This is a genomic window from Agrobacterium tumefaciens (assembly GCF_017726655.1).
GTDB lineage: Bacteria > Pseudomonadota > Alphaproteobacteria > Rhizobiales > Rhizobiaceae > Agrobacterium > Agrobacterium tumefaciens_B.
The window spans coordinates 2,155,880-2,181,417 of sequence record NZ_CP072308.1 but is presented as its reverse complement, the minus strand read 5'-3'; the positions used below and the strand labels follow the sequence as shown (position 1 = coordinate 2,181,417).

The following is a 25,538-nucleotide window of genomic DNA, read 5'->3' as shown; positions in this document are numbered from 1 at the left end:
ATTTTTGGAGGAATCCACGTCAAATGGGCTACAGAAATAATCCAAAACGCGAAAAACAGATCGAAAAAGCGCGTCAGCACGCAATTGCCGAAAATGTCGAATTTCTTGATCCTGGTATTCTTTATGGAAGGGCAAGCGCCGACGATATAGAATATTATTCCGCAGAGATGCTGGCGGCGAGTGCCGCCCACAGTTTTGAGGCACTCTCGCGGTGGACCGGTGATGCGCCCTATATCAGCATTTCCCAGGTTGAGGGCGTTTCGCCGCGGGATGTACCCGTGACGGTTCTGACCATCATTGGTCGGAACATGCCGTTTCTCTACGATTCCGTCATGGGCGAAGTCACCAGCAGCTATCGCGGTCTTTACCTCGCCGTGCACCCCATTCTCGTGCGCTCCGGCGATGTAAAGGGCGGCTACCGCCTTGCAGAGCCAGAGGATGATCCTGCCGGTAACATCAGCCTCATCCAGCTGCATATCGCGCCGCTTTCTCAGCAGGCGGCTTCAGCCCTGGAAGAGCGGCTTCGCTTCGTGTTGAGACAGGTGGAATCCGCCTATCGCGACTGGCGGCCGATGCTGGCGAAGCTCGACGAGGCACTGGATGAATTGTCGGAACGCGGTTCATCGCGGCGCAAAACGGAACGCAAGGAGGCCGTCGAGTTTCTCAACTGGCTTCGCAACGACAATTTCACCTTTCTCGGGATGCGAGACTACACCTATTCCGGCAAAGGCAAGAATGCCAAAGTCGAGCGCGGTGACGGCGTTGGCCTTGGCAGCCTGAGTGATCCCGATGTGCGCGTGCTGCGTCTGGGCAAAAACGCGGTGACGACCACGCCGGAAATCCTCGCCTTCCTCGACGGCCCGGATTTCCTCATTGTTACCAAGGCGAATGTGAAATCCATCGTCCATCGCCGCGCCTATATGGATTACATCGGCATCAAGCGCTTCGATGAAGACGGCAACGTTGTCGGCGAATTGCGCATCGTCGGTCTCTTCACGGCGACAGCCTATACACGCTCGGTCAAGCAGATACCGCTGCTGCGCGCCAAAGTGGCTGATGTGGAGCGGCATTTCGGGTTTGATCCCAACAGCCACTCCGGCCGTATCCTGCAAAACACGCTGGAAGCCTATCCGCGTGACGATCTCTTCCAGATCGAGACGGATCTTCTGATCCGTTTCGTCGAGCAGATCATGGAACTGAGCGACCGTCCGCGCGTGCGTGTCCTTGCGCGCATAGACCGTTTTGACCGCTTCGTTTCAGCCATTATTTTCGTGCCCCGTGAAGAATATAACTCCTATGTCCGCGAGAAGATCGGCGACTATCTAAGCCGGGTCTATGACGGGCATATCTCCGCCTATTATCCGGCCTTCCCCGAGGGCGCGGTCGCCCGCGTGCATTTCATCGTCGGCCGCACCGAAGGCAAGACGCCGCGCATCGCTCAGGATAAGTTGGAGGAAGCCGTCAGTGATATTGCGGCGCGCTGGATAGATCATTTCGTCGCCCTCTCCGAACCGGGCGCACCGGTACTAGAGGTCGATCAGGCCTATCAGGAGGCCTTCACGCCGGAAGAGGCAATCGGCGATATGCCGGATATTATGGGCGCGGCAAAGGGTGAACCGGTCCGCATCGAGTTCTACCAGCAGGAGGGCCAGTCAGCCGACACGCTGTCGCTGAAAATCTTCCACCGTGACGGCCACCTGCCGCTTTCGCGCCGCGTGCCCCTGCTCGAAAATCTCGGCTTTAACGTCATCAGCGAACGAACCTTCGATATTGGTGTCGTTTCGGAAGGCGAAAAGCGCGACATCGTGCTGCATGACATGGAACTATCGGTCGCAGCCGGCGCGACACTCGATCTGCCGCACTACGGACCGAAACTCGAAGAAGCTTTCCTTGCCGCCTTCTCCGGCAGGGTGGACAATGACAACTTCAACCGCCTGATCCTGGCCTGCGGCCTCAATGTGCGCGAAGTCTCCGTGCTGCGTGCCTATGCCCGTTATCTGCGCCAGACCGGTATCGTCTATTCGCAGGAGCATATTTCCGAAACCCTCTATAAATATCCCGACATTTCCCGGAATATTTTCGCGTTGTTCAAGGCCGGCTTCGATCCGTCGATCGAAGAGAAGAAGCGGCTGAGGAAACTCGCAGAAATTCACAAGGCCATCGAAGCTGCGCTGAGCGGTGTTCCCAATCTCGACGAGGACCGCACGCTGCGGCGCTACGTCAATGCTATCGATGCGACGCTGCGCACCAACTACTTCCAGAAAAATGCCGACGGCACACCGCCTGACCTCCTGGCGTTCAAGTTCGATCCCAAACATCTGGACGGCCTGCCCGATCCCCGTCCCTTCCGCGAAATCTTCGTTTACGGCACCGAGGTCGAAGGCGTGCATCTGCGCTTCGGCAAGGTGGCCCGCGGCGGTCTGCGGTGGTCGGATCGCGGCCAGGATTACCGCACGGAGGTGCTCGGTCTCGTCAAGGCGCAGCAGGTGAAGAACGCGGTCATCGTGCCCGTCGGTGCAAAAGGCGGCTTCTTCCCGAAGAACTTACCCGCCGGCGGCTCCCGGGACGAGGTCTTCAATGCCGGCCGCGAGGCCTATAAAACCTATATCCGTACGCTGCTCTCGATCACCGATAACATCGTCGACGACGCCATTGTGCCGCCGCCCGACACGTTGCGGCTTGATGGCGACGACCCCTATTTCGTCGTTGCCGCCGACAAGGGAACGGCCACCTTCTCCGATACCGCAAACGGTCTTGCGCATGAGGCTGGCTTCTGGCTGGACGACGCCTTTGCATCGGGTGGGTCCGCCGGTTACGACCACAAGAAGATGGGCATCACCGCACGCGGCGCCTGGGAAACGGTAAAACGCCATTTCCGTGAAATGGATACTGATATCCAGACCACGCCCTTCACTGTTGCCGGCGTTGGCGACATGTCCGGCGACGTTTTCGGCAACGGCATGCTGCTTTCGGAGAAGATCAGGTTGATCGCCGCCTTCGATCATCGCGACATTTTCATCGATCCGGATCCCGATACGGACAAGTCCTTTGCCGAGCGCAAGCGGCTGTTCGACCTGCCGCGCTCCAGCTGGCAGGACTATGACCGCTCGGCCCTCTCGGCCGGCGCGATGATCATCTCGCGTTCCGAAAAATCGGTGACGCTGACGCCGGAAGCCGTGGCTGCCATCGGCCTCGACAAGTCAGTCGCCACGCCCTTCGAGATCATGACCGCCATTCTGAAGGCGCCGATTGATCTCCTGTGGTTCGGCGGCATCGGCACCTACATCAAGGCGGCGGTGGAAACCAATGCCGAGGTGGGTGACAGGGCAAACGACCCGATCCGCGTTAATGCTACAGAGCTGCGCGCCAAGGTCATCGGCGAAGGCGCCAATCTCGGCATCACCCAGAAGGGGCGCATTGCCTATGCGCTTGCGGGTGGGCGATGCAACTCCGACGCCATCGACAACTCGGCGGGCGTGAACTCCTCCGACGTCGAGGTCAACATCAAGATCGCGCTTGCCTCCGCCGTTAATAGCGGTCGCCTGACGATGCCGAAACGCAACCAGCTTCTCGCTTCCATGACGCCTGATGTGGCGCAGCTGGTACTGCGCAACAACTATCTGCAATCCCTAGCGATCTCGCTCACGGAGCGGCTGGGGCTTGCCAACCGCGAGGAACTTGGCCGCCTGATGGGCGCACTCGAGGCAACCGGGCAGTTGAACCGCAAGGTTGAGACGCTGCCCAACAATGCCGAGTTCAGTGAAAGATATGCCTCTGGCAAGCCGCTAACCCGGCCGGAAATCGGCGTGCTTCTCTCCTACGCAAAGCTGACCCTGTTCGATGCGCTGGTGGCGAGCCCGCTACCAGACGAGCCCTACCTCCAGCATCTTCTGCTCCATTATTTCCCTGCGAAGATGCAGAAGAATTATGCTGACGATATCAAGGCACATCGCCTGCATCGCGAGATCGTCGCGACGGCGCTCGCCAATGCCGTGGTCAACCGCGGCGGCCCGGGCTTCGTGCAAAAGCTGGCCGATGCAAGCGGCCTGCTTGCCGAAGATGTCGTCAAGGCGGCTGTTATCGTGGAAGATGGTTTTGGCCTCAAACGACTGTGGAGCGAGGTCGATGCGCTGGACGGAAAGATCGGCGGCGAGGTCCAGAACGGACTTTACGCCACCATCGCTCGAATCTACGCCGACGCAAGCAGGCTCTACCTGCAGACCGGCAGCACGGGGCTGACAACGGGGGACATGGCGAGCGAAATCGATCGCCTGAAAACAGCCATCAAGACGCTGTCGCCGGCCGCAGCGAAATATCGCCGCGAGCTTGGTGCAACGGAAATCGAAGGCGTTCCCCCGGCCCTTCTTGAAGAGCTGGATACGCTGTCGCTGCTTGTCTACGTGCCTGAAATCATGCGCATTGCCGAAAGCGCTGGCACTACGCTTGCCCGCGCCGCCGAAAGCTATGCAACCGTCTCCTCGACCTTCCGCGTCGCACGCTTGCTGGATGCCAGCCAGCGCATCACGCCGGCGGATCACTATGAAAGTCTGGCGCTGCTGCGCAGTCAGGACCAGATTTCCTCATCACGCCGCCGAATCGTCATCTCGGCACTCACAGAGTATGCGAAAGAGAAGGACCCGGTTCAGGCCTGGTATGCGGCGGACCGCGTCCGCGTCAACCGCATCGTCTCGGAACTTGGTGCGCTCAGCGAAAGCGGCGACACCAACCTCGCCCGCCTCACCGTCGCGGCGGGGCTTCTCGGCGATATCGTTCAGTCGCGCTGACCGACGCAAAAAGCCACCCGGTTAAGCTCTTCCGGGTGGCGGCACCTATCGCGATACGCTAACCTCGCCGGGCCTGCCGAGCTACTGTTCCCTATAGGATTCTGAATGACTGTGCCTCCTCCGAATGTGGAAACAGTGGTTGCCAAACGCGGCATCTGGGGTTGGATCATGTTCGACTGGGCGGCGCAGCCCTTCTTCACCGTCGTCACCACCTTCATTTTCGGACCCTATTTCGTTTCCCGGCTCACCGATGATCCGATTTCGGCACAGGCGACATGGAGCAACATGGCGACGGTCTCGTCGATCATCATCGCCCTCTTCTCCCCCATTCTCGGCTCCATCGCCGACCAGTCCGGTGCACGCAAGCCGTGGATCGCCTTCTTTGCGATCATCAAGATCAGCAGCCTGTGTCTCCTTTGGTATGCGGCACCGGGATCGCCGGTCATTCTGCCCGTAATCTGCATGATCCTCGCCTCCATCGCGGCGGAATTCTCGATTGTCTTCAACGATTCCATGATGCCGCGGCTCACCAATCCGCAAAATGTCGGGCGCATTTCCAATCTGGCCTGGGGCCTCGGCTATCTCGGCGGCATGGTGGTGCTGATTGCGGTCGTCACCCTGCTGGCGGCAAACCCCAAGACCGGGCTTACGCTCGTTGGAATCACGCCTCTTTTCGGCCTCGATCCCGCCTCCGGGCAGGACGCGAGAATAGCCGGACCATTTGCTGCGCTCTGGTATCTCATCTTCATTTTGCCGATGTTCTTATTGACCCCGGACGCGAAAAAGGGCCTGCCCTTCGGGGCTGCCATTCGCTCTGGTCTAAGAGAACTGAAGACGACCTTGGGTGAACTTCGCCACCGCCCATCGCTGTTGCGATTTCTCATTGCGCGCATGCTTTATCAGGACGGCGTGAATGGCGTCCTTATCCTAGGCGGAGCATTTGCGGCTGGGATGTTCGGCTGGGCAACAATGGAAATCGGCCTCTTCGGCATTCTTCTCAATGTGGTCGCCATTGCGGGCTGCTTTGCCGCCGGCCGCCTCGATCAGACCCTCGGTTCGCGCTTCACCATATTGATCAGTCTGGCGCTGCTACTGGTCGCGACGGTCGGTATCGTTTCCACGGAAAAGAGTTCTACCCTGTTCGGCTGGATACAACTTTCTACCGCCGACAATGGCGGCATCTTCGCCACCGGCGCTGAAAAAGCTTACCTGCTTTACGGGGTGCTGATCGGCCTGGCTTTCGGCCCGGTTCAAGCCTCATCGCGTTCCTATCTTGCCCGCAACATCAGCGTGGCGGAAGCCGGACGCTATTTCGGCATCTATGCACTTTCCGGGCGCGCCACGAGTTTCATGGCGACACTGTCATTTTCCATAGCCACGACGGTAAGCGGCTCCGCCCATATCGGCATGGCAACGCTGATCGTCTTTCTCGGAGCCGGTTTCCTGATGCTCCTGCGCGTGCCGGAACGAACGGCGGGCTGAAGGCGCAAGTGAGGCCGACGCCGTTTCCAAGTCGAGCATCGGCCAGCTGGCGCCGGCTCAGAGCTGATCGAGCTTTTGCTGCAATGCGCGCAACTGCGCCTTCAGCTCGTCGATTTCGGACGGATTTGGCTTGCGGGTTTCCTTGGGCGCCTGCGGTGCGGCAAAGGGTGTGAAACCCTGCATCGCCTGCCGAAACAGTTCCGTGTTACGGCGAATCTGCTCTTCCATCATCTGCAGCGGCGCCTGAAAATTGCGGGCGAGAGAACCGTCGCCGAAGGCCTTGGCCATATGTTCCTGCATCTGGCTCTGCTGGTCGGAAAAGGTCTTCATCGAATGTTCGAGGAATGTCGGCACGACCGTCTGCATCTGGTCGCCGTAATAGGAGATCAATTGGCGCAAAAAAGCCGTGGGCAGCAGCGTGTTGCCGGTTTTGGCCTCCTGCTCGACGATGATCTGCGTCAGCACGGCATGGGTGATATCTTCCGACGACTTGGCGTCCTGAACCTTGAAGTCTTCCCCGCGCTTGACCATTTGCGCCAGGTCATCAAGCGTCACATAGGTGCTTGTACCGGTGTTATAGAGCCGCCTGTTCGCGTATTTTTTAATGATAGTTTCGCCGTCGTGTTTCGCCATGCCCGCCTCCTCGCGATGATGGTATTTTCTTTTTTTTGGTGTTCTTGCTCTTCCCAATACAAAGTGTATGCGCAAAACGCGCTGTCTGACAAATGTTTTGTGCATCGCAACAGTCTGTTTTTTGCGCAGCAATTTTCCGAAAGATATAAGCGCAAATTAGCAACATCTTTTAAAGCAACTTTCGGCATTTGACTTGTATTCAAAGCTTTGCCAGTCTCCGCCCGCAAGTGAGGAGAAAAGAGATGACCCTGCCTTCCATCGTGATCGCCAGCGCCGCCAGAACCGCGGTCGGCTCCTTCAATGGCCACTTCGCGAATACGCCGGCGCACGAACTTGGCGCGACGGTTATAGGCGCGGTGCTGGAGCGCGCCGGCGTCGAGGCGAACGAAATCAACGAGGTCATTCTCGGCCAGGTTCTGACGGCAGGTGAGGGACAGAACCCCGCACGGCAGGCGGCAATGAAGGCGGGCATCCCCCAGGAGGCCACCGCCTTTGGTCTCAATCAACTGTGCGGGTCCGGCCTGCGCGCGGTGGCCCTTGGCATGCAGCAGATCGTTACAGGCGACGCAGACATCGTGATTGCCGGCGGACAGGAATCCATGTCCATGGCTCCGCATTGCGCGCACCTGCGCGGCGGCGTGAAGATGGGCGACTTCAAGATGATCGACACCATGCTGAAGGACGGCCTGACCGACGCCTTTTACGGCTATCACATGGGCATCACCGCTGAAAACATCGCTCGGCAATGGCAACTGTCCCGGGATGAGCAGGACCAGTTCGCCGTTGCATCGCAAAACAAGGCCGAAGCCGCCCAGAGCGTCGGTCGCTTCGCTGACGAGATCGTCGCCTTCACGGTCAAGGGCCGCAAGGCTGATATCGTCATCGACGCAGACGAGCATATTCGTCACGGCGCATCGCTTGAGACCATGGCCAAGCTACGTCCTGCCTTCGACAAGGAAGGTACGGTGACCGCCGGCAATGCCTCCGGCCTGAATGATGGCGCAGCAGCGACCCTTTTGATGTCTGAACAGGAAGCCGCACGGCGTGGCATCCAGCCACTCGCCCGTATCGCGTCCTGGGCCACCGCGGGTGTCGATCCACAGATCATGGGCACTGGTCCCATCCCCGCTTCCCGCAAGGCGCTCGCCAAGGCCGGCTGGTCGATCAACGATATCGGCCTTGTTGAGGCCAATGAGGCCTTTGCAGCGCAATCCTGCGCGGTCGTGCGCGAACTGGGTCTCAATCCCGAAATCGTCAACGTCAATGGTGGGGCAATTGCCATCGGCCACCCCATCGGCGCTTCTGGTGCGCGCGTCTTAAACACGCTGATTTTCGAGATGCGCCGCCGCAATGTATCGAAGGGTCTCGCGACGCTGTGTATCGGCGGCGGCATGGGTGTCGCCATGTGCATTGAAGCGCTCTGAAGCGAAGGCGTGACCTGTCAAAAAGCAATTCCGGTCCAGCCCGCGATAGGGTAGAAGCAGCCTCCCATTGGCCTCATTTCTGTGGCCGTTGAGCACAACGAAACGTCTGCAACATTGGAAGAGCCTCTTGGGCGCGGGCGCTTCACTGACAGGTCATGGAGGCCGATATGAGCCGAGTTGCTTTGATTTCCGGCGGGACGAGCGGCATAGGCGCCGCCATCGCCCGCACCCTGCAGGCATCCGGCTATCGCGTCGCGGTGAATTACGCTTTTACGAGCGACAGGGCGGAAGCATTTCAGGCTGAGACCGGCATTCCGGCTTTTCAGTGGGACGTGCGTGACTACGACGCCTGCCTTGAGGGCATCGAGAAGGTGGAGAAGGCTTTAGGTCCCGTTGAAGTCCTTGTAAACAATGCCGGCATCACGCGCGACGCGATGTTTCACAAGATGACGCCACAGCAATGGCGCGAGGTCATCGATACCAATCTGACCGGCGTCTTCAACATGACGCACCCCGTCTGGCCAGGCATGCGTGAGCGCGGCTTTGGCCGCATCGTCAATATCTCCTCCATCAATGGTCAAAAGGGTCAGGCAGGGCAGGCGAACTACTCTGCCTCCAAGGCGGGGGATATAGGCTTCACCAAGGCGCTCGCCCAGGAAGGCGCAAGCCGCAACATCACCGTCAACGCCATCTGCCCCGGTTACATCGGCACGGAAATGGTGAGAGCGATCCCCGAGAAGGTTCTCTCCGAACGCATCATTCCGCAAATTCCCGTTGGCAGGCTTGGCGAGCCGGAAGAGATCGCGCGCTGCGTCCTGTTTCTGGTGTCTGACGAGGCCGGGTTCATTACCGGTGCCACCCTGACCGCCAATGGCGGGCAATATTTCGCGTGAGGGCCCTCGCTCCGGGGCGGCGACCGGCCCATGGCCGATCACAATCCCGTGATAACAACGGGTTAGTTAAGTATTTTCTTATATTTCAAGCGTCTTTCTCTAATCATTTTGCACAACTAAACAATTGAAAATACGATATTTTTTGTCTAGTTTAGAAAAGATCTAAAAGAATGACTACCGGTCGCTTCGGATGTTTTTCTTGACAGCCACTGTCCTGTTTTGGTTTAAGAACGAAAACAACGTGTTGCGTCATACAGGCAGTTTATCATGCTGGTTTGCAGCTGCAATTACATCACTGATCATGAGATCAAGGACGTCATCAACGAGCTTCTCGACGAGGACTGTTGGCAGCTCATCGTCCCCGCAAAAGTGTATCATGCCATGGAAAAACGTGGTCGCTGCTGCGGCTGTTTTCCCTCCGTTGTCGACCTCATCATCAAAACCACGGAAGAATATCACGCCCGTCGCCACTCGACGGAGGCCGATGTTTTTGATTTTATGTCCCGCCTAAAGCGATTCCATGAAGAGAATAGGAGAGCGGACATTGAAAGGCGACAAAAGAGTCATCGAGCGGCTTAACGAGGCACTGTTCCTCGAACTCGGTGCAGTAAATCAATATTGGCTTCACTATCGTCTTCTGAACGACTGGGGTTACACCAAGCTCGCAAAGAAGGAACGCGCTGAGTCCATCGAAGAGATGCAGCACGCCGATAAGCTGATCGACCGCATCATTTTCCTTGAGGGCCACCCGAACCTTCAGACCGTGGCGCCTCTCCGGATAGGCCAGAACGTCAAGGAAGTTCTAGAAGCTGATCTGGCGGGCGAATACGATGCCCGCGCGTCTTACAAGCAGTCCCGTGACATCTGTCACGAAGCCGGAGACTACGTCTCCATGAAGCTGTTTGAAGCGCTGCTGATCGACGAGGAAGGCCATATCGACTTCCTCGAGACCCAGCTTGAGCTGCTCGCAAAGATTGGCGAAGAGAAATACGGTCAGCTTAACGCCGATTCCGCCAACGAAGCGGAATAAGCCAGCGACACGGAAAAGGCGGCCCCGGCCGCCTTTTTATCTGCCGGCGAGATGTTGGAACTCAGCAACCACCTGTTCGTAGACCCCGCGTTTGAAGGGCACGATAAGTTCAGGCAAACTCTCCATTGGCTTCCAGGCCCAGGCATCGAACTCAGCCTCATGTCCCGTCGGCGGCGGGTTGATCTGGATTTCGCTCTCGTTGCCTTCGAAGCGGAAGGCGAACCAGCGTTGTGCCTGCCCCCGATACTTGCCCCGGAGGCCGATACCGATCAGTTCGGGCGGAAGGTCATAGTGAATCCAGTCGCTCGCCTCGGCAAGAAGGCTCACCGTTTTCATTCCCGTCTCTTCGTAAAGTTCGCGAATGGCGGCCGCCAGCGGCTTTTCGCCGTCGTCGATGCCACCCTGCGGCATCTGCCACAGATGCGGTGAGCCATCATATTCGGAATTGCCTTCCCTGATGCGCCGACCGGCCCAAACGAGGCCGTCCCCGTTCAGAACCATGATCCCGGCACAGGGACGGTAGGGCAAATCTTCTGCTTTGACTGTCATGGGAACCCGCAATTTCTGGTGGACGCAATGGCTGCAGCGAAGGTTTACTGCCCCGCTTGACCGGAAACAAGCGCAGAAACACCGACGATTTCGATACCGCGGCCGCCGGCCTCCCGCGACCACTTTGATATGGCAGCAACGCTTTCATCGAAAGCCGATGCAACGCCGATCGCCTGGCCGTTGCGGCGTGCAATTCGCTCCAGTTCGTCCAGCTTGCGGAGGACGGAAGCCTCGGTGACTTCACCATCCAGCAGCACGTCCGCAAAACCCTGCGGGGCGGAAATGGCCTTTGCGATCCCTCCGCTTAGCGACTGCGCCGAAGAGCCGTCATCCAGAAAGAGCAGGCCGCGCTTGCCGATATCGCGCATGACTGGCTCCAGAGCCGCCTGCTCCGCCAGAAAACGACCACCAAGATAATTCATGATGCCGGTGTAATTGGTGATCTTCGCCATTGAGCGATGCAGACGATCAAGATTGATCTTGGCGGGGTCGCTCGCCAGCAGCGTGTCGGGGCCGGGATTGGTGCCGGGGTAACCAAAGGGCTCCAGAGGTATCTGGAGGAGGATTTCATGGCCCTGCCGGCGGGCTTCCTGCATCCAGCGCTGCAGGCTGTTACCGCTGGCAGCAAAGCCCAGCGTCACCTCCGGCGGCAACTCACGGATTGCCTTCTGTGACCCCGTCTGACTGAGACCAAGGCCGCCAACGATGATCGCAATGCGGACGCCGCGCGTTCCGGACCACGGCCGCGCATATTGTTCCATGGGCCGCAGACCATCGGCCCCGACAACCGGCAGCTGGCCAAACGCCGTCTCTTCCACGAGTTCTTCATTCGGCCGCGTCGCCATGCGGGGGTCCTGGCCATAGGTCTGGCCGCTCATCAGCACCGGCCCGGTCCCGTCGCGTGGCCGCGGCGAATAGACAGAAACGACATTGCCGTCCGACATCGTCTCACGGCTAATATTGGCGCCGGATTTGCCACTCTGCGGCTGCAGGCCAGCCGTGTCCTCCGAAGCCGCGTTCCCGGGGCCGTCTTTTGCGGCTGTCTGTTCCGCGAGCTTCGGGGAGACGTCCTGCCCCGGCGACGTCTTCTGAAGATTACCGGGGGATAGTGCCGCATAGATCGACAGACCACCTATCGACAGGGCAGCGAGCGTCGACAGCACCAAAATGACGGAAAAGCGCCGGTTGATACCGGCGCTTTTTTTCTGGCGACCCAGAAGCGGTTTCCGCAGATCCGAAGGCAATGAACGACCTGTCCAGATTGGGCAAGAAAGACAATGCGCCGGCTGGTGGCCGGCGCATCGATCTTACTGCTTGTTGACCACAGCCTTGTCCGGGTTCGGCGGGAAGGAGGGATCGGTCTTGACACCACGCAAGAGATCCAGCGCGTAGTTCAACTGGATATCGTCCTTTGCTTCCGGCGGCACGTAGGCCGAGGAGCCGGAACCTTCATCCGTCTCGCTTTGACCCTTGATGTGGCCGGACAGGCTGGATTCACCCTCGGTCGTCAGCTTGCCCTGCAATTCAGGGGGCAGGGGTTGTTCGACCTTGATGTCAGGCTCGATGCCTGTGCCCTGGATGGATTTGCCCGATGGCGTATAATAAAGCGCGGTCGTCAGTCGAAGAGCCCCAGCCTCGCCAAGCGGGATGATCGTCTGAACCGAACCCTTGCCGAAGGAACGCGTGCCAACCACGGTCGCGCGACGCAGATCCTGCAGCGCACCAGCCACAATCTCCGACGCCGAAGCGGAGCCGCCGTTGACCAGCACGATCACCGGCTTGCCATCGGTCAGATCACCGGCAGTCGCATTGAAGCGGCGGGTCTCGTCCGGGTTACGGCCTCGGGTCGAGACGACTTCGCCACGCTCAAGGAACGCGTCGGAAACATTGATCGCCTGATCGAGCAGACCGCCCGGATTGAGGCGCAGATCAAGAACGTAGCCCTTCAGCTTGTCGGCCGGCACATCGGCCTTGATCTTCTTGATCGCCTTTTCGAGGTCGTCATAGGTCTTCTCGGTAAAGGAGATGACGCGGAGATAACCGACATTGTCGCCTTCAACGCGCGACTTCACGGCGCGAACGGCGATGACATCGCGCACGACGGTGATTTCCAGCGGCTTGTCTGCACCCTTGCGGATAACCGTCAGCTTGATCGGCGTCTTGACCGCGCCTCGCATCTTTTCGACCGCCTGTTCCAGCTTCAGGCCGCGAACCGGCGTACCGTCGATTTCCGAAATGTAGTCACCGGCAAGGATGCCTGCACGAGAGGCCGGCGTGTCATCCATCGGCGAGATAACCTTGACCAGCTCATTTTCCATGGTCACTTCGATGCCGAGACCGCCGAATTCACCCTTGGTCTGGGTGCGCATGTCATTGGCATCCTTGGCATTCATGAAGCTGGAATGCGGATCGAGCGAGCTCAGCATGCCATTGATGGCATTTTCCACGAGCTTCTCGTCATCCGGCGGCGTCACATATTGCGCGCGAACGCGTTCGAACACGTCGCCAAAAATCGACAGTTCCTTATAGGTCGAAGGCCCGGCTGCCTGTGCCGGCATGCTCGCCGAATAAATCACGCTCATCGCCGTGGCGCCCATAAGCCCACCGATAAGGAGAAGCGAAACCTTACGAATCATTGTGCGCCCTTCCGGTATTTTTTGCGGTCCACCACGGCTGAGAATCAACCGGCACACCATCTTTCCTAAACTCAATGTAGAGCGTTGGCCGGTCGGTTTCCAGCGCCAATGCTGCTGCACTCGCTACTCTTTTTGCACCCATGGAGGCGATGGGCTCTCCCGAGAACACGAACATGCCCTGCCGCGTCCTCACATTGTCCATGCCCGTCATAACCACATGGTATCCATCACCCGTATTCAGGATGATCATCCGGCCGTAACTGCGGAAATCTCCGGCAAATACAACAAAGCCATCCGCAGGTGCCGTGACGATGGCTTCCGGGCCGCTCGCAACGACAATTCCCTTGGAAAAGTGGCCCGTTCCGTCCGCATCGCCGAAACGTCGCAACACGTCGCCCGCCACTGGAAGCTCCAGCTTTCCCTTCAGACTCGCGAAGGGATATGCGGGCGCAATGCGGTTTTTATCGGGCATTCCCGCCTCGGCCGCGGCACGCTCTTTTTCACGTTCCGCCTCGGAAAGCCGGGCCAGCCGTTGCTCTTCCGCACGCGCCTTTTCCTTCGCCTCCCGCACCGAGGTAATCTCATTTTCAAGCGAACTGACGAGCCCTTCAAGGCTCGTCGCCTTGCCTGCAAGCTCTTCGGATCGCTTGCGTTCAGCCTCCAGCGCCGCCGCCGTCTGGGAGTTCTTGCGGTCGTTCTCGGCAATCAGCAGGTCGAGGCGCTTTTCCTCTTCCAGACTGGCCGTCATCATAGCCGTAAGATCGTCCTTTTCGCGAGCGATTGCCTGTCGGACATCGGTCAATTCTTTGAGAGCGGCGATCAGCTTGTCCGTCTCTCCCCTGATGCCGGGCACGACGGCGCCAAGAAGAATGGCGCTTCGCACCGAGGCCAGCGCATCTTCAGGCGAGACAAGAAGGGCGGGCGGCGGATTTCTGCCCATGCGTTGCAGGGCAGCCAGAACCTCGGCAAGAACGCCGCGTCTCTCCCGCAGTGACGCCTTGACCGCGTCCTCACGTACCGAAAGCTTGGCAAGCCTGTCCTCACCATCGCTGATCTTGGTCTCCAGCGCCTTACGCCGGGAAGCCGAAGCGATCAACTCCTCCCGAATGCGCGCGCTGTCCTGGTTGAGGGCAGCAATGCTCTCTTCGAGCTTTCTCGTCTTGTCTTCGGAAAGACCGATGCTGTCGACAAGCTCTTCAAGATCCTGCCGGTTCTGGTCGCGGCGCTGCTCCAACGCCTGCAACGCATCGGGTGACGAGTCCTCGCTAGTTCCCGGGGCAGCCCCGGCATCGTCGCGCGACCAAACCGGAGCTGCCGCCATGAGGAAAGCAGCAACAGCTGCGCCTGCAAGCGCAACGTGCCGGTTTCGTTGAGGCGTCATGTCCATACGAGCTTTCTTTATGCCGAAGCAGGAGCGGCAATATTACGGATTTTACCTCGATCTTCCAAGAGGCCTGAGAGGCCGCCGCCAAAGCCGTGTGCAACAAGCGATGTCGCGAAGCTTCATGTTGAAATTGAGACAGCTATTCGATCAAGATACGTTCAAACGCGATGATAGGGATGCCCTGAAAGGATGGTGACGGCCCGGTAAAGCTGCTCGGCAATCAAGATACGGACGATCTGGTGCGGCCAAGTCAGTTTGCCGAGATTGAGCACCGCCGCCGCCCTCTCGTAGAGCGCGGGATCAAGGCCATCAGCCCCGCCGATCGCGATCACGAGATCACGTCGGCCGCTATCGCGCAAGTCGCCGAAAAATGAGGCGAAGGCCGGGCTATCGAGCGCCTTGCCGCGTTCATCCAGAAGAACAAGCGCCGCGCCGTCGACCAGATGCTTTTCCAGCATCGCGGCCTCTTCGCGCTTGCGGGTCTCGGCATTCGAGGCTCGGCTTTCCGCCACCTCTATGACCCGCGAAAATTCGAGCCCGATTGCCGGACCCGTCTTGGCGAGACGGTCGATATAACGGGCCGCAAGATCCTTTTCAGGGCCGGATTTCAGCCGTCCCACCGCAAAAATTGAAATCCGCATCGCAAACCTGCATCCGTCGTGACCCATAGGGTCCCGCTCTTAACAGCATAACACACGGATTCCTATGCGGTCGGCCCGATTTCCGGCCGAGGGAGGAAGCCCGAAGTCAATTATGATCTTCGGCAAAACAACGCCCGTACAACGACTCACCGCGTCAATGCAGCGTCTCTTCCGGCATGTCCGGCGTCGCCCACATTTTCTCAATGTTATAGAAGGCGCGGATTTCCGGTCGGAACACATGAACGATGATATCGCCGGTATCGATCAGCACCCAATCTCCGGTCTCGAGACCTTCAACGCGGGCATTGCCGAACCCCTCATCTTTCATGTCTTTGAGAAGATGCTCGCAGATCGCCGACACATGCCTGTTCGAGCGCCCGGAAACCACAACCATGTAGTCCGCAAGCGCCGACTTTCCGGCAATGTTGAGAGAAACGATATCTTCAGCCTTGGAGTCCTCGAGGCTCGCGAGGACGGTTTCGAGGGCGTGGCCGGCGGCATCGGCGCCACTGTCCTGGCCCTTCGGGATAGCAACAAATGCTCTTCCCTTGGCGTGTACTGTTGTCAGAGGTTTTCCTTTCAAAGAATGACAAAACAGGCACTGTGCAACGCGATTCTCTGCGTCACACAATAAAGGTGGCATCAAAGCATTAACTTTTCAAGATATGGAGCCTTCGACGGCGGTCACATACATCATTTGTGATCGGCCCCTTCATTTACGGCCGTTACGCAGCGCCGTGGAGCTGAGCGTGGAACGCGGTCCGTGAATGAATACCCATGCGGGCGCTGGTTTCTTCCACAAGACACCAGCATCGTCCTCATCGATTCGCGCCTGGCTGAAGGCCTGCGCCATGGTGGAGGAGAGGTAGGAGAGCGTCGAACCCGGCCGATCGATCACCGCAATCGGGAAAGTCTCCGCGATGGTGCGCCATTTCTGCCAGTGGTGGAAACTCTTGAGATTATCCGCACCCATGACCCAGATAAAGCGCACGTGCGGATTTTTCGCCTTCACCGTGGCGAGCGTATGAGCGGTATAGCTTATGCCCAGCGACTTTTCGAAAGCCGTGACCTTGATCCGAGGATCGTGCACAAGCTTTTCACATGCAGCGATGCGATCTTCGAGGGAGGCCAGCTCCAACCGGCTCTTTAACGGATTACCTGGCGTCACCATCCACCAGAGCTGGTCGAGACCCAGCCTGCGCAGTGCGATTTCCGCCACAAGAGCATGGCCGGCGTGCGGCGGATTGAAGGATCCACCGAAAAGCCCGACGACCATGCCGCGCTCCACATGCGGCATGGTGAGATAACGTCTGTCGAGGCGCTGATCAGCCGGCAAATATCACGTCCGTGTCTGGCCGGTGCCATGCACACGGTATTTGAACGACGTCAGCTGCTCGACGCCAACGGGACCCCGCGCGTGCATCTTGCCTGTGGCGATACCGATTTCCGCGCCCATGCCGAATTCGCCGCCATCAGCAAATTGCGTCGAGGCGTTGTGCAGCAGAATGGCCGAATCGAGTTCGTTGAAGAACCGCTCGACCACGGATGGGTCCTCAGCGATTACTGCCTCCGTGTGATTGGACGAATAGGTGCCGATATGATCAATCGCACCGGAAATGCCATCCACCACGGTGACCGAAATGATCGCATCGAGATATTCGGTACGCCAGTCTTCTTCGGTCGCAGCCTTCAGACCGTCAACGACATCGCGAACCGCCTGCGAACCGCGCACTTCGCAACCTGCTTCAATCAAAGCTTTGACCAGCGGTGCGAGATGGGTGGCAACGGCGGCGGCATCCACCAGAAGCGTCTCTGCAGCTCCGCAAATGCCGGTGCGGCGCATCTTGGCGTTGACAACGATGCGTTTCGCCATGTCCAGATCGGCGGATTTGTCGACATAGATGTGGCAAATGCCTTCCAGATGCGCGAAGACCGGCACGCGGGCTTCCGTCTGTACCCGGGCCACGAGGCTCTTGCCGCCGCGTGGCACGATGACGTCAACCGAGCCATTGAGGCCACCGAGAAGCGCTCCAACCGCTGCCCGATCGGTCACCGGCACCAGCTGAATGGCGTGCTCGGGAAGACCGGCGATCTTCAAGCCCTCCACAAGGCAGGCATGGATAGCACGCGATGAATACTGCGAATCCGAACCGCCGCGAAGGATCACGGCATTACCGGCCTTGAGGCACAAAGCGCCGGCATCCGCCGTCACATTCGGACGGCTTTCATAGATCACGCCGATAACGCCAAGCGGCGTGCGTATGCGCTCGATCTTTAGCCCGTTGGGTCGATCCCAGGCGGCGATCACTTCTCCGACAGGATCGGGCAGCGCCGCGACCGAGCGAATACCTTCGGCTATACCGGCAATCCGGGCATCGGTGAGTGTCAACCTGTCGATGAAGGAGGGCGCAAGGCCTGCCTGATCCGCCGCGGCCAGATCTTTGCGGTTAGCGGCAAGGATCGCTTCCTTCGAAGCCTCAATCGCGGCGGCCATGGCGAGCAGCGCGCGGTTCTTCTGGTCCGCTCCGGCGATGGACAACGGTCGCGAAGCAGCTTTCGCCTGAGCGCCGATGGTCAACATCAGTGCTTCAATGTCGTGGCTCTGCTTCACGGCCTGTTCAGGCATGGACCTCATCCTTTTTTGCATTCTTAACTTTCACGGCGGCCCCGGTCATGACGAGGTCGTCGCGATGGATCATCGCTGCGCGTCCGACATAACCGAGGATCGCCTCGATCTCGTTGGACTTGTGGCCAATGATGAGACGCGCTTCTTCGGCATCGTAACCGGCAAGACCGCGCGCGACCTCACGACCTTCCGAACCGATAATCGCAACAGCGTCGCCTCGTCCGAAATTGCCCTTCACCTGCCGCACACCGGCGGGAAGCAAGCTTTTCCCGGCATAAAGCGCTTTCTCCGCACCGGCGTCCACGTGGATCTCGCCGGCGGGCTGCAACTGCCCGGCGATCCAGGTCTTGCGCGCCGTCACCGGCGTACCCGAAGGCGCGAACCAGGAGGAACGCGCGCCGTTTTCAATGGCCTTCAGCGGGTTGAGCGTCTTGCCTGACGCGATGATCATGCCGCAGCCGGCAGCGGTTGCGATCTTGCCCGCATCGATCTTGGTTCGCATGCCGCCGCGCGAAAGCTCGGAAGCTGCCCCGCCTGCCATGGCTTCGATTTCGGGGGTGATATCGGCAATTGTTTCGAGGAACTTGGCTTCCGGATCAAGATGCGGGGGAGCCGTATAGAGCCCGTCAATATCCGAAAGCAGCACCAGCAGATCGGCACCCGTCATGGTCGCCACACGCGCCGCCAGGCGATCATTGTCGCCATAACGGATTTCTGTGGTGGCCACGGTGTCGTTTTCATTGATGATCGGAATGGCGCCGATCTTCAGCAACTGGTTGATGGTGGCGCGTGCATTGAGATAACGGCGACGCTCTTCAGTATCGGAAAGCGTCAGTAGGATCTGGCCGGCAACGATGTCGTGCCGCGACAGGCTTTCCGACCATGCCCGCGCGAGCGCAATCTGGCCGACGGCCGCCGCCGCCTGGCTTTCCTCCAGCTTCAACGCGCCCGAGGGCAGGCCGAGCACGGTGCGGCCAAGTGCAATGGCGCCGGAAGACACGACCTGAACATCCGCACCATTTTTCTTCAGCGCCGCGATATCCTCGCAGATGGCGTCCAGCCAGTCTTTTTTGAGGCCGCTTTTCCGGTCCACCAGAAGCGCCGACCCGATCTTTATGACGATCCGGTGGTGGCTCGCCAGCGGCTTGCGCGTCAGACTCATAGGCGGTCGTCCTCTTCTTCGACCTCGCTCTCATGCGGCATGGACCGGTCGGGAAGGGCGGTTTCGCCGCCATTGCTTGCAGACACGATAATGTCGCGAAGGGCGCGAAGGGCTTCCGTCATGCCGATATGCGCGGCAGCGGACAGAAGAAGCGGCGGACGGCCGCAGGCCTTTTCCAGTTCCTTGGCCTTCTTTTTCAGCTCTTTTTCATCGAGCACGTCGATCTGCGACAGCGCGACGATCTCCGCCTTGTCCGTCAAGCCACCACCATAGGCGTCCAGTTCGGCCTTCACAGTTTTGTAAGCCTTACCGACCTTTTCTTCCTGCGCGGAAACGAGGTGCAGCAGCACACGCGTGCGCTCCACATGGCCGAGGAAGCGGTCACCGATGCCCACACCCTCATGCGCCCCTTCGATCAGGCCGGGAATATCCGCCAGCACGAATTCACGGCCATCGATGGTCGCGACACCAAGGTTTGGATGCAGCGTCGTGAACGGATAGTTGGCAATCTTTGGCCGCGCGCGTGTCACGGTTGCAAGGAATGTGGACTTGCCCGCATTTGGCAGGCCGACGAGACCGGCATCGGCAATCAGCTTAAGCCGCAGCCAGACCGTCTTTTCCTCACCAGGCAGACCCGGATTGGCGTGGGTTGGCGCCTGATTGGTCGACGACTTGAAATAGGCATTGCCGAAACCGCCATTGCCGCCGGCCGCAAGGCGAAAACGCTGGCCTTCCTTGGTAAGGTCGACAATCAGCGTCTCGTTGTCTTCTTCGAAAATCTGCGTGCCGACAGGCACCTTCAGCACCACGTCCGAACCCTTTGCGCCGGTACGGGTCTTGCCCATGCCGTGCTGGCCGATCGAGGCCTTGAAATGTTGCTGGAAGCGGAAGTCGATCAACGTGTTGAGGCCATTGACGACCTCGACCCAGACATCGCCGCCGCGTCCACCATCACCACCATCAGGGCCGCCGAATTCGATGAATTTTTCGCGCCGGAAGGACACGGCGCCTGCGCCGCCATCACCGGACTTGATATAGACTTTTGCTTCATCGAGAAATTTCATCGGACTGCCGTTCTATCGGTTTGCGGGCGCACCATCCAATTGTGCCGCGCCAAACAAAAATATCGTCGTTTCGAATACAAGCGCTTCTTCACGAGGTCAAAGACTATCGTGCGGGAAGCTCCTGTGCGAGACAAGGCCGGCTTTGATCAAACCGGCTTCGCTTAACGCATCGGGCCGAAAACTTGTCTGTTTTCGGCCCGATGCTCCTCAGTGTCAGCGGTGCGGCCGGATGAAGTCCTCAGCCGTGATCACCGTATCGATATGCGCCACCATCGCGGCGCGCGCCGTGGCATAGATCTGGTGGCAACCGGTCACCCGGAAGCCGAGTTTCTCCTGCACACGCAGCGAAGCGGGGTTATCCGCAAACACGCCGGAATGCAGAGCCACTCCGGGCATGCGCCGGAAAAACCGCTCAACCACGGCGGCGACAGCTTCGGTCATGTAGCCCTTGCCCCAGTAGAAGCGGTTCAGCCAGTAGCCGAGATGCCAGCCGCCGTGCCGCAATTCCACGGAGACAACGCCGATCAGGGTATCGTCACCGCTGGTGATGGCGAAATCCCAGTCGGGCAGGGTGCCAGATGTACGCAGCACCAGCCATTCCAGTGCGTCCTGCTTGTGATAGGGCGCAGGAACGCGGGCCAGCATCCTGGTGACCGCGAAATCACCAAGCGTTTCCGCAATGCTGCCGGCATCGGAAAGCCGCTGCGGCCGCAGCACCAGACGCTTTGTTTCGATGACGGGGCAGGGGCCGGGCGGCGCAACGGTCGCAGCGGCCCGCCGATGGGTCAGTTCGAGCGTGCTCATCCCATGTCCCCCCAGCTCTTCAGCGAAACCCAGGTCTTGCGGTCCAGCCGGTACCATTCAACCGGGACCATGCCGCCCAGCGCCAGCGAACCGACCATGCCGGATCCCTGAAACTGGAACCCGCACTTCTGGATGACGCGACGCGACGGGATGTTGGTCACCCGGCACCGCGCATCGATCTGATCGATTTCACGTGTGCGGAAGGCCATGTCAATCAGCGCATGCGCCGCTTCCGTCATGTAGCCACGGTTCCAGTAGGGTTCACCCAGCCAGTAACCGATCTCCAGCGTCTTTTCGTCTTCCTGGGGCTCGAGCGCGCAGCAGCCCAGAAACTCGCCATTGTCCATGCGGGTAATTGCATAGACGCACTTGCCAATCTCGCCAGCTTTGGAGCGTCGCACAAAATCCGCGGCGTCTTTGGCCGTGTAGGGGTGCGGCATACGCGACACCATGGTCGCGATATTGGCATTGTTGGCAAGATGGGCAAGGGCGTCGATGTCTTCTTCGTGGGGCTTGCGTAAAACCAGCCTCTGCGACAGTAAAACGGGGCAATCGCTCCTCGACCGATCGGGCCTAGGCCGCTCTTCGGGTGACCGTGATTGGTCGACCCTCAACAATTCAGCTTGCATGGTTCAGTCCCTCCATGAGGTTAAAGAAAAAGGGGAGTTGGGTGGTGCCCCATCTCCCCTGTTTTCTTGACTGAACCTGATACGTCTCAGCCGGGTCGATGGGACACCGGCTGCATATGACGCTTACCGGCTTATTCTGCGGCTTCCGCTTTCGGTGCCACGGATACGAATACGCGGCCATTGGCCTTCGTACGGAAGTTCACGTTACCTGCGGTCAGTGCGAAAATCGTGTGGTCCTTGCCGATGCCAACATTGGCGCCCGGATGCCACTGCGTGCCGCGCTGACGCAGAATAATGTTGCCTGGAATGACAGCTTCGCCGCCGAACTTCTTTACGCCAAGGCGCTTGGATTCGGAATCGCGACCGTTACGCGAGGAACCGCCAGCTTTTTTGTGTGCCATTGGAGTTCTCCTTTAAACCTTGTTTCCCGTGTCGCGCCGATTAGGCAGCAACGATGTCCGTGATGCGGACGACAGTGTGATGCTGACGATGGCCGCGCGAACGCTTGGAGTTCTGACGACGACGCTTCTTGAAGGCGATGACCTTCTTGCCGCGGTTGTGCTCGACAACTTCAGCCTTGACGATGGCACCCTTGACGAAGGGAGCACCGAACTTGGCGTCGGCACCTTCGCCAACAACGAGAACTTCGGTGAATTCTACAGTTGCGCCTGCCTCTGCTTCCAGCTTTTCGATGGTCAGCACGGCGTCGGCCGCTACGCGGTACTGCTTACCGCCGGTCTTGATGACTGCGAACATTTTTTATCCTTTCATGTTCGTTCCGGCTCTGCCCGCCAAAGCAAGCTGGCCGTCTTTTTATCAGTCGGAGTAGCGGAAATCCGTCAGGGCCGAATGCCCGTGGAATGTCTGCCGGTGAAACCGCCATTTGAAAGGCGGCATAAACAGAAGGCGCACTACGCCATCAATTTGGGTGCCGATTACGCGAGACGCCGGTTTATGTCAAGATGAAGACGGCTTGAAAAGTAACTGTAATGCCGAGAATTTCATGCTTTTTCGGCAGGTGCGGCAGTCAGGTCTCGAAATTTGTTCAGCAAGTGTTTATATGGGCCTTCCAACAAGGAGCAGAAATGGCCCGCATAGACAAGACCGACGATTGGCGGGACCGCCACGCGCCGACACTTTCCGCCTTTGAGTCGCTGGCGATCGAGGCATATGGCCACCTGCCGGAAGAATTTCGCGCACTGACCAAGGATCTCATCATCGAGATCGCCGATTTTCCGACCGACGACGTGTTCGAGGACATGGCGCTCGAAACGCCATTCGACCTGCTCGGCCTTTTCGAGGGGCGCGGCATCTCCGAGCGTTTCACCATGGAAACCGGCGAGATGGTAAACCGTATCACGCTGTATCGCCGCCCCATTCTCGACTATTGGGCCGAGAACGAGGAGACGCTTGGCGATATCATCACCCATGTCCTCATCCATGAAATCGGCCATCATTTCGGCCTGTCGGATGACGACATGGAACGCATCGAAGAAAGCGCCGACGAGGCCGCCGCCGATCGCTGATCGGGGCGGCTACCATCAGTTATTGCTCTCCGAGCTTCATGTCCGGATGGTATTCCTTGCCCTCGACGACCTTGGTCACCGCCTGGCCGCAATGCATGACACCTGCTGCCGCATTGAATGCATAGCTTGGTGAACCCGCCAGTTCCCAGCCCTTGTTCAAGGCTTCGGTAACGCGATGACAAAATTTGGCGTCGTCAGGGCCGGTGATGAAACGATAGACCTTCACGTCTCTTTTTCCTTTCTCGCGGCGATGATATCGGCCATGGCGACCAGCCTCTCGGCCTCAGCCACATGCAGCCGCTCGATCATGCGTCCGTTCATGTTGATGACGTTCAATTCCACAGATTCGGGCGTTGTGAAAGCGGCAATGATCTGGCGTGCATCCCTTATCGCCGTCTCATCCGGACCGAAATGGCGATTGGCGGCGTCAATCTGGGCAGGATGGATCAGCATCTTGCCGTCGAAGCCCATGGCTCGACCCTGTTCACATTCAGCTTCGAAAGCTTCCATATCGCGAAAATCATTCGACACGCTGTCGATGACATCCAGACCGTAGGCACGGGCGGCAAGCACGACCTGCATCATCCACGGAACGAGGTAGGTGCGGCCCGCCCCGGCCGAAACCCGTGTTTCCTTGCGCAGATCGTTAAGACCGATGACAAAGGCTTCAAGCCGCGAATCCGGCGTGTGCGCAGCATCCGCGATTGACGTGGCGTTCAGAACACCAAGAGGCGTCTCGATCATGGCCCAGATTTTCAGCGCCTCAGGCGCATCGGCCTCGGACAGCAGATCGGCCAGATCATGGATGGCAGCAGGCTGCTCCACCTTCGGCAACAGCACCGCATCCGGCTTGCAAGAGAGGACCAACTGCAGATCCGCTCTCCCATCCGGTGTTGAAAGCGGATTGATGCGGATGACCGCTTCCCCCAGACCGAACGATCGCTGCGAGAACAGCTTTTCAAGATTATCCCGGGCCTTCCCCTTCATCTCGGGAGCAACGGAATCCTCGAGATCGAGGATGAAGGCGTCACAGTCGAGCGTCGGGATCTTCTCCAGCGCGCGTTCGTTGATCGCCGGCACAGAGAGAATGGAACGGCGCGGTCTCGCAAGAATATTTTCTGAAAAACTGACCATGCCGCACTTGTGTCAAGCTTTTGTGACATCTGCAAGCTGACAATCCACCGAATCCTCTTGCAAGCCGGAAGAAGAAGGCCCACATTCGTCTGGAAAGAAAGGTTGAATCATGCAAGGCATCCGTTCATTTTTCATCGCCGCCTCCGGTATCGCAATTCTTGCCATGGCGGCTCTTTTCACGGCCTCGCTCACGGTGGCTTTCATCGGCGTGCTCGCGGTTATCAGCGCAGCCCGGATTCTGACCGCGCGTCTGAAACCAGCTCCCATTCCGGTCAAGACCCGCAACCAGCGCGACATGCGCGTCTGGAACGACGGCAAGGGCACCATCATCGATCTCTAAGGTCGGTTAACCGGGAAAAATGCCGGTGCGCCCCATACGGCGTACCGAAGAGCCCCTGTTTGCGCTTCTAAAGTTCCGCGTTTTAGAGTAATTCGAGGCTTGAACGTCGGGAAGCCGCCGCTGGCTCTAGAACCGTTCATGGTAAACACGGAAAGCGACAGATGGAAAAATTCACCAAGCTGACGGGCGTCGCCGCGCCCATGCCGGTGGTCAATATCGACACCGATATGATCATTCCGAAAGACTATCTGAAAACCATCAAGCGCACCGGCCTTGGCAAAGGCCTTTTTGCCGAGTCGCGTTATCTTGAGGACGGCTCGCCTAATCCGGATTTCGTCCTGAACAAGCCCGCCTATCAAAATGCTCAGATTCTCGTCGCTGGCGACAATTTCGGCTGCGGTTCGTCGCGCGAGCATGCGCCGTGGGCGCTTCTGGATTTCGGCATACGCTGCGTCATCTCCACCAGCTTCGCCGACATCTTCTACAATAACTGTTTCAAGAACGGCATCCTGCCTGTCGTCGTCAGCCCGGAAAACCTCGAAAAGCTGCTGGACGACGCTTCCCGCGGATCGAACGCCGTTCTTTCGATCGACCTGGAGCGTCAGGAAATCAGCGGCCCCGATGGCGGCACGATCACCTTTGAGATCGATGAGTTCAAACGCCATTGCATGCTGAACGGTCTCGACGATATCGGCCTGACGCTTGAGCATGCGGGCGCCATCGATACGTTTGAAAAGACCAATGCCTCGGCCCGCCCCTGGGCCTGAGCCTGTTCGACGCCTTTGAAAAAGCCGATC

The 25,538-nt window shown here is 58.8% G+C and carries 26 protein-coding genes; 9 read left to right on the top strand and 17 right to left on the bottom strand.

What is annotated here, in order from left to right:
* The first annotated feature begins 23 nt into the window (after positions 1 to 23).
* The gene (locus AT6N2_RS10800; RefSeq protein ID WP_209086660.1) at positions 24 to 4,784 is read left to right on the top strand and encodes an NAD-glutamate dehydrogenase; all 4,761 of its coding nucleotides are present in this window, start codon (positions 24 to 26) and stop codon (positions 4,782 to 4,784) included.
* A 105-nt stretch (positions 4,785 to 4,889) separates the two neighbouring features.
* Positions 4,890 to 6,266 carry an MFS transporter gene (locus tag AT6N2_RS10795; protein WP_209086657.1) on the top strand — a complete coding sequence of 459 codons (1,377 nt, stop codon included), beginning with the start codon at positions 4,890 to 4,892 and terminating at the stop codon, positions 6,264 to 6,266.
* A gap of 57 nt (positions 6,267 to 6,323) precedes the next feature.
* On the opposite strand, the gene phaR is transcribed toward AT6N2_RS10795, so the two are convergent.
* Positions 6,324 to 6,899, bottom strand: a complete 576-nt coding sequence (gene phaR / locus AT6N2_RS10790; protein ID WP_063951501.1) for a polyhydroxyalkanoate synthesis repressor PhaR — start codon at positions 6,897 to 6,899, stop codon at positions 6,324 to 6,326.
* Positions 6,900 to 7,141: 242 nt separating this feature from the next.
* Between phaR and AT6N2_RS10785 the strand changes: the two genes are divergently transcribed.
* The 4 genes from AT6N2_RS10785 (at position 7,142) to bfr (ending at position 10,246) form a co-directional block, all read left to right on the top strand.
* A complete protein-coding gene (locus AT6N2_RS10785; protein ID WP_209086629.1) occupies positions 7,142 to 8,323 on the top strand; it encodes an acetyl-CoA C-acetyltransferase in 1,182 nt (393 codons plus the stop codon).
* 167 nt (positions 8,324 to 8,490) lie between these two features.
* Positions 8,491 to 9,216, top strand: a complete 726-nt coding sequence (gene phbB, locus AT6N2_RS10780) for an acetoacetyl-CoA reductase (protein ID WP_144578310.1) — start codon at positions 8,491 to 8,493, stop codon at positions 9,214 to 9,216.
* A 267-nt stretch (positions 9,217 to 9,483) separates the two neighbouring features.
* Positions 9,484 to 9,795 (top strand): (2Fe-2S)-binding protein, encoded by a 312-nt coding sequence (locus AT6N2_RS24365; RefSeq protein WP_077225190.1) that lies wholly within the window; start codon positions 9,484 to 9,486, stop codon positions 9,793 to 9,795.
* On the top strand, positions 9,761 to 10,246 hold the full coding sequence (gene bfr / locus AT6N2_RS10770) for a bacterioferritin (protein ID WP_063951504.1): 486 nt from the start codon (positions 9,761 to 9,763) through the stop codon (positions 10,244 to 10,246). Before AT6N2_RS24365 ends, bfr begins: the two co-directional genes overlap by 35 nt.
* Positions 10,247 to 10,282: 36 nt before the next feature.
* Here bfr and AT6N2_RS10765 read toward each other — a convergent pair whose 3' ends face one another.
* The 14 genes from AT6N2_RS10765 to rplU all read right to left on the bottom strand — a co-directional run bounded on the left by AT6N2_RS10765 (position 10,283) and on the right by rplU (position 22,497).
* Positions 10,283 to 10,795 carry an RNA pyrophosphohydrolase gene (locus tag AT6N2_RS10765; RefSeq protein WP_209086627.1) on the bottom strand — a complete coding sequence of 171 codons (513 nt, stop codon included), beginning with the start codon at positions 10,793 to 10,795 and terminating at the stop codon, positions 10,283 to 10,285.
* A 44-nt stretch (positions 10,796 to 10,839) separates the two neighbouring features.
* The gene (locus AT6N2_RS10760) at positions 10,840 to 12,039 is read right to left on the bottom strand and encodes a divergent polysaccharide deacetylase family protein (RefSeq protein WP_209086624.1); all 1,200 of its coding nucleotides are present in this window, start codon (positions 12,037 to 12,039) and stop codon (positions 10,840 to 10,842) included.
* A gap of 63 nt (positions 12,040 to 12,102) precedes the next feature.
* The gene (locus tag AT6N2_RS10755; RefSeq protein ID WP_063951507.1) at positions 12,103 to 13,431 is read right to left on the bottom strand and encodes a S41 family peptidase; all 1,329 of its coding nucleotides are present in this window, start codon (positions 13,429 to 13,431) and stop codon (positions 12,103 to 12,105) included.
* Positions 13,421 to 14,818 (bottom strand): murein hydrolase activator EnvC family protein, encoded by a 1,398-nt coding sequence (locus AT6N2_RS10750; RefSeq protein ID WP_209086621.1) that lies wholly within the window; start codon positions 14,816 to 14,818, stop codon positions 13,421 to 13,423. The genes AT6N2_RS10755 and AT6N2_RS10750 overlap by 11 nt, the downstream gene beginning before the upstream one ends.
* 155 nt (positions 14,819 to 14,973) lie before the next feature.
* The gene (gene rlmH, locus AT6N2_RS10745; protein WP_063951509.1) at positions 14,974 to 15,456 is read right to left on the bottom strand and encodes a 23S rRNA (pseudouridine(1915)-N(3))-methyltransferase RlmH; all 483 of its coding nucleotides are present in this window, start codon (positions 15,454 to 15,456) and stop codon (positions 14,974 to 14,976) included.
* A gap of 154 nt (positions 15,457 to 15,610) precedes the next feature.
* Complete coding sequence (rsfS, locus tag AT6N2_RS10740) at positions 15,611 to 16,099, bottom strand: ribosome silencing factor (RefSeq protein ID WP_077225196.1); 489 nt, start codon at positions 16,097 to 16,099, stop codon at positions 15,611 to 15,613.
* Between the two features lie 69 nt (positions 16,100 to 16,168).
* Positions 16,169 to 16,753: a nicotinate-nucleotide adenylyltransferase gene (locus AT6N2_RS10735; protein WP_404496078.1), complete on the bottom strand. Its 585-nt coding sequence runs from the start codon at positions 16,751 to 16,753 to the stop codon at positions 16,169 to 16,171.
* A 42-nt stretch (positions 16,754 to 16,795) separates the two neighbouring features.
* Positions 16,796 to 18,082 (bottom strand): glutamate-5-semialdehyde dehydrogenase, encoded by a 1,287-nt coding sequence (locus tag AT6N2_RS10730; RefSeq protein WP_209086615.1) that lies wholly within the window; start codon positions 18,080 to 18,082, stop codon positions 16,796 to 16,798.
* A complete protein-coding gene (gene proB / locus AT6N2_RS10725; RefSeq protein ID WP_063951510.1) occupies positions 18,075 to 19,244 on the bottom strand; it encodes a glutamate 5-kinase in 1,170 nt (389 codons plus the stop codon). Before proB ends, AT6N2_RS10730 begins: the two co-directional genes overlap by 8 nt.
* The gene (gene obgE, locus AT6N2_RS10720) at positions 19,241 to 20,308 is read right to left on the bottom strand and encodes a GTPase ObgE (protein ID WP_063951511.1); all 1,068 of its coding nucleotides are present in this window, start codon (positions 20,306 to 20,308) and stop codon (positions 19,241 to 19,243) included. The genes proB and obgE overlap by 4 nt, the downstream gene beginning before the upstream one ends.
* Before the next feature lie 213 nt (positions 20,309 to 20,521).
* Positions 20,522 to 21,112, bottom strand: a complete 591-nt coding sequence (locus tag AT6N2_RS10715; protein WP_144578318.1) for a GNAT family N-acetyltransferase — start codon at positions 21,110 to 21,112, stop codon at positions 20,522 to 20,524.
* Positions 21,109 to 21,741 (bottom strand): GNAT family N-acetyltransferase, encoded by a 633-nt coding sequence (locus tag AT6N2_RS10710; RefSeq protein WP_004444125.1) that lies wholly within the window; start codon positions 21,739 to 21,741, stop codon positions 21,109 to 21,111. Before AT6N2_RS10710 ends, AT6N2_RS10715 begins: the two co-directional genes overlap by 4 nt.
* A 131-nt stretch (positions 21,742 to 21,872) precedes the next feature.
* Complete coding sequence (gene rpmA, locus AT6N2_RS10705; protein WP_003492686.1) at positions 21,873 to 22,142, bottom strand: 50S ribosomal protein L27; 270 nt, start codon at positions 22,140 to 22,142, stop codon at positions 21,873 to 21,875.
* Between the two features lie 40 nt (positions 22,143 to 22,182).
* Complete coding sequence (gene rplU / locus AT6N2_RS10700) at positions 22,183 to 22,497, bottom strand: 50S ribosomal protein L21 (protein ID WP_003492690.1); 315 nt, start codon at positions 22,495 to 22,497, stop codon at positions 22,183 to 22,185.
* Between the two features lie 329 nt (positions 22,498 to 22,826).
* On the opposite strand from rplU, the gene AT6N2_RS10695 reads away from it, so the two are divergent.
* On the top strand, positions 22,827 to 23,267 hold the full coding sequence (locus tag AT6N2_RS10695; RefSeq protein ID WP_063951514.1) for a metallopeptidase family protein: 441 nt from the start codon (positions 22,827 to 22,829) through the stop codon (positions 23,265 to 23,267).
* Between the two features lie 19 nt (positions 23,268 to 23,286).
* Here the strand turns inward: AT6N2_RS10695 and AT6N2_RS10690 are convergent, their stop codons facing one another.
* Together AT6N2_RS10690 and AT6N2_RS10685 are read right to left on the bottom strand one after the other, a co-directional pair.
* Positions 23,287 to 23,493: a DUF1737 domain-containing protein gene (locus AT6N2_RS10690; protein WP_063951515.1), complete on the bottom strand. Its 207-nt coding sequence runs from the start codon at positions 23,491 to 23,493 to the stop codon at positions 23,287 to 23,289.
* Positions 23,490 to 24,401, bottom strand: coding sequence for an HpcH/HpaI aldolase/citrate lyase family protein (locus AT6N2_RS10685; RefSeq protein WP_209086612.1), 912 nt, complete (start codon positions 24,399 to 24,401; stop codon positions 23,490 to 23,492). The genes AT6N2_RS10690 and AT6N2_RS10685 overlap by 4 nt, the downstream gene beginning before the upstream one ends.
* 109 nt (positions 24,402 to 24,510) lie before the next feature.
* Here AT6N2_RS10685 and AT6N2_RS10680 point away from each other — a divergent pair, with 109 nt between their 5' ends.
* Both AT6N2_RS10680 and leuD read left to right on the top strand, forming a co-directional pair.
* Complete coding sequence (locus AT6N2_RS10680) at positions 24,511 to 24,741, top strand: hypothetical protein (protein WP_063951517.1); 231 nt, start codon at positions 24,511 to 24,513, stop codon at positions 24,739 to 24,741.
* A gap of 161 nt (positions 24,742 to 24,902) precedes the next feature.
* Entirely contained in the window at positions 24,903 to 25,508 is a 606-nt protein-coding gene (gene leuD / locus AT6N2_RS10675) for a 3-isopropylmalate dehydratase small subunit (protein WP_144578324.1), read from the top strand.
* The last annotated feature ends 30 nt before the right edge of the window (positions 25,509 to 25,538 follow it).

What these genes read in the sequence shown, in the direction of transcription:
- phaR (WP_063951501.1), bottom strand. Translation starts at nt 6,899, where the DNA reads ATGGCGAAACACGACGGCGAAACTATCATTAAAAAATACGCGAACAGG.
- leuD (WP_144578324.1), top strand. Translation starts at nt 24,903, where the DNA reads ATGGAAAAATTCACCAAGCTGACGGGCGTCGCCGCGCCCATGCCGGTG.
- AT6N2_RS10710 (WP_004444125.1), bottom strand. Translation starts at nt 21,741, where the DNA reads ATGCAAGCTGAATTGTTGAGGGTCGACCAATCACGGTCACCCGAAGAG.
- AT6N2_RS10685 (WP_209086612.1), bottom strand. Translation starts at nt 24,401, where the DNA reads ATGGTCAGTTTTTCAGAAAATATTCTTGCGAGACCGCGCCGTTCCATT.
- phbB (WP_144578310.1), top strand. Translation starts at nt 8,491, where the DNA reads ATGAGCCGAGTTGCTTTGATTTCCGGCGGGACGAGCGGCATAGGCGCC.
- AT6N2_RS10735 (WP_404496078.1), bottom strand. Translation starts at nt 16,753, where the DNA reads ATGCCGCATGTGGAGCGCGGCATGGTCGTCGGGCTTTTCGGTGGATCC.
- AT6N2_RS10765 (WP_209086627.1), bottom strand. Translation starts at nt 10,795, where the DNA reads ATGACAGTCAAAGCAGAAGATTTGCCCTACCGTCCCTGTGCCGGGATC.
- AT6N2_RS10750 (WP_209086621.1), bottom strand. Translation starts at nt 14,818, where the DNA reads ATGGACATGACGCCTCAACGAAACCGGCACGTTGCGCTTGCAGGCGCA.
- AT6N2_RS10785 (WP_209086629.1), top strand. Translation starts at nt 7,142, where the DNA reads ATGACCCTGCCTTCCATCGTGATCGCCAGCGCCGCCAGAACCGCGGTC.
- rpmA (WP_003492686.1), bottom strand. Translation starts at nt 22,142, where the DNA reads ATGGCACACAAAAAAGCTGGCGGTTCCTCGCGTAACGGTCGCGATTCC.
- AT6N2_RS10755 (WP_063951507.1), bottom strand. Translation starts at nt 13,431, where the DNA reads ATGATTCGTAAGGTTTCGCTTCTCCTTATCGGTGGGCTTATGGGCGCC.
- AT6N2_RS10795 (WP_209086657.1), top strand. Translation starts at nt 4,890, where the DNA reads ATGACTGTGCCTCCTCCGAATGTGGAAACAGTGGTTGCCAAACGCGGC.
- AT6N2_RS24365 (WP_077225190.1), top strand. Translation starts at nt 9,484, where the DNA reads ATGCTGGTTTGCAGCTGCAATTACATCACTGATCATGAGATCAAGGAC.
- AT6N2_RS10730 (WP_209086615.1), bottom strand. Translation starts at nt 18,082, where the DNA reads ATGCCTGAACAGGCCGTGAAGCAGAGCCACGACATTGAAGCACTGATG.
- rsfS (WP_077225196.1), bottom strand. Translation starts at nt 16,099, where the DNA reads ATGCCACCTTTATTGTGTGACGCAGAGAATCGCGTTGCACAGTGCCTG.
- rlmH (WP_063951509.1), bottom strand. Translation starts at nt 15,456, where the DNA reads ATGCGGATTTCAATTTTTGCGGTGGGACGGCTGAAATCCGGCCCTGAA.
- AT6N2_RS10715 (WP_144578318.1), bottom strand. Translation starts at nt 21,112, where the DNA reads ATGAGCACGCTCGAACTGACCCATCGGCGGGCCGCTGCGACCGTTGCG.
- AT6N2_RS10800 (WP_209086660.1), top strand. Translation starts at nt 24, where the DNA reads ATGGGCTACAGAAATAATCCAAAACGCGAAAAACAGATCGAAAAAGCG.
- AT6N2_RS10695 (WP_063951514.1), top strand. Translation starts at nt 22,827, where the DNA reads ATGGCCCGCATAGACAAGACCGACGATTGGCGGGACCGCCACGCGCCG.
- proB (WP_063951510.1), bottom strand. Translation starts at nt 19,244, where the DNA reads ATGAGTCTGACGCGCAAGCCGCTGGCGAGCCACCACCGGATCGTCATA.
- AT6N2_RS10680 (WP_063951517.1), top strand. Translation starts at nt 24,511, where the DNA reads ATGCAAGGCATCCGTTCATTTTTCATCGCCGCCTCCGGTATCGCAATT.
- obgE (WP_063951511.1), bottom strand. Translation starts at nt 20,308, where the DNA reads ATGAAATTTCTCGATGAAGCAAAAGTCTATATCAAGTCCGGTGATGGC.
- rplU (WP_003492690.1), bottom strand. Translation starts at nt 22,497, where the DNA reads ATGTTCGCAGTCATCAAGACCGGCGGTAAGCAGTACCGCGTAGCGGCC.